Below are 1,241 nucleotides of genomic sequence, written 5' to 3' on the forward strand. Positions count from 1 at the left end.
CCGCGTTGGGCCCGGCCCCCCCCCCCAACACTCTTAAGTTCTCCCACCCCCCCCCCCCCCCCGGCGGGGGGGGGGGCGCCCCCCCCCCCCCCCCCCCCCCCGCCGTGTTCGGGGACCGTCAGGGTCAGCCGCAGTTGCCCCAGGGGGCGCTGGTGCTGCCACCGCCGCCGACACTGCCCGAGAACTTCACGCACTTGCCCTTGGCCGGAAGCTTGACCGGGCCGGCGTACCACTGGAAGTTGCCGCTGTCCGTCCGGCTGCCGCCGCCCTGCACCTCCAGGGTGGCGCTGACCGGGCTGCTCTTGCCGACGTTCATGGTCTTCATCGTGACCACGCAGTTCTCACCGGTGCTGTTGTTGTAGAGCTGGTACGTCGCACCGCCCGCGAACGAGTTGGACCGCTGGACACCGAAGCCGGGTCCGCACACCTGGGTCGGGCTGTACGGGTTGGTCTTCGGCTCCTCGGTGGTCTTGGTCGGCGTCGGGGACGGCTTCGGAGCCTGCGTCGTCTTCGTCGGGGACGGCTTCGGAGCCTGCGTCGTCTTCGTCGGAGACGGCTTCGGAGCCTGCGTCGTCTTCGTCGGGGACGGCTTCGGAGCCTGCGTCGTCTTCGTCGGAGACGGCTCGGGCTGCCGTGTGGGCTCCTTCGTCGGCTGCGGCTCCCTGGTGGGCTCCCGTGTGGGCTCCTTCGTCGGCTCCGGCTCCTTGGTCGGCTCCGGCTCCTTGGTCGGCTCCTTGGTCGGCTCCTGCGTCTTCGACTCGGTGGGAGCCGGCGACGGGTCCTCGCTCGGCTTCTTGGTGGGCCTGCGGGTGTGCTTCTCCGCCGGCGACTGCGTCGGCTGCGCCGGCGTGGTCACCGTCGGCTGGACCGGCACGGTCGGCTGCCCGGTGGGCTGCGTCAGCACCGGCTGGGTGGGGATCGCTGCCGGGGTCGGCACCGTGCTGAACTCCGGCGGCGTCGCACCCTCCGTGGCCGGCCAGTCGGTCGGCAGCACGATCGGCGCCACCTCCGTCGGGTCCGGGCTGGAGGAGGCGGCCCAGGGCACGGTCAGCTCCGGCTGCGACTGCTGCGGGGCCGGCTGGCCGGGCTGGGCCGGCTGCTGGCCCACGGCGGCGTCGCCGCCGGAGCCGCCGATCGCGGCCACGCCGCCCCGCGGGCCGGGCGGGCCCGGGGCGGCGACCCGCCCCAGGGGGGTCAGGGTGGGCGCGGACTGGGCGGCGCCCCACCGGCCCCCGGGCGAC

At 74.9% G+C, this 1,241-nt stretch carries 1 pseudogene; it reads right to left on the bottom strand.

Annotated elements, in window-relative coordinates:
* Window positions 1-124: 124 nt before the first annotated feature.
* A pseudogene (locus AB0H64_RS44905) lies at window positions 125-1,241 on the bottom strand (serine/threonine protein kinase); the annotation flags it as partial.

Source organism: Nonomuraea sp. NPDC050733 (assembly GCF_040654215.1).
Taxonomy (GTDB): domain Bacteria; phylum Actinomycetota; class Actinomycetes; order Streptosporangiales; family Streptosporangiaceae; genus Nonomuraea.